Raw genomic sequence first — 511 nt, 5'->3', positions numbered from 1 at the left:
GGGGTCCGGCACAGGGTGCGGACCGGGGAACCCTGGCGGGATGTGCCCTCGGCGTACGGGGCCTGGTGGCGGGTGTACGCGTTGTTCCGGACCTGGCAGATTCTGGGCGTGTGGCAGCAGATCGAGTCGGCGCTGCTGACCGAAGCTGACCGGCAAGGAAAGCTTGACTGGCGGTCGTTCTCGGTCGACTCGACCTCGATCCGTGCGCACGTCCACGCCGCTGGCGCCCGCCGTGACAGCGTGAATCGTGTTGCAGGAGAACCTGACCATCATGCGTTGGGCCGCTCGCGCGGCGGGTGGGGAACCAAGGTCCACCTCGCGGTCGAGCAGGGCCGTGGGGTCGTGTCGATACTGCTGACACCCGGCCAGGCCGGTGACCCGCCGCAGCTGATCCCGGTCTTGGACCAGGTGCGCGTTGCCCGTCCCGGCGGCCTGGGTCGACCACGTCAACGTCCCGAGCGGGTGCTCGCCGACGCTGCCTACTCATCGCGAGAGAACCGGTCCTGGCTGA

Annotated in this window: 1 protein-coding gene; it reads left to right on the top strand. The window is 69.3% G+C overall.

Translation table 11 applies throughout. From position 1 onward, the window contains the following. Positions 1–42: 42 nt before the first annotated feature. On the top strand, positions 43–511 hold a 469-nt coding region (locus ABD209_RS15490; RefSeq protein ID WP_344067811.1), incomplete at its 3' end, for an IS5 family transposase.

Origin of the sequence: Nostocoides vanveenii (assembly GCF_039531165.1) — a bacterium.
GTDB classification, from domain to species: Bacteria; Actinomycetota; Actinomycetes; order Actinomycetales; family Dermatophilaceae; genus Nostocoides_A; species Nostocoides_A vanveenii.
This window is presented reverse-complemented; position numbering and strand designations above follow the sequence as displayed.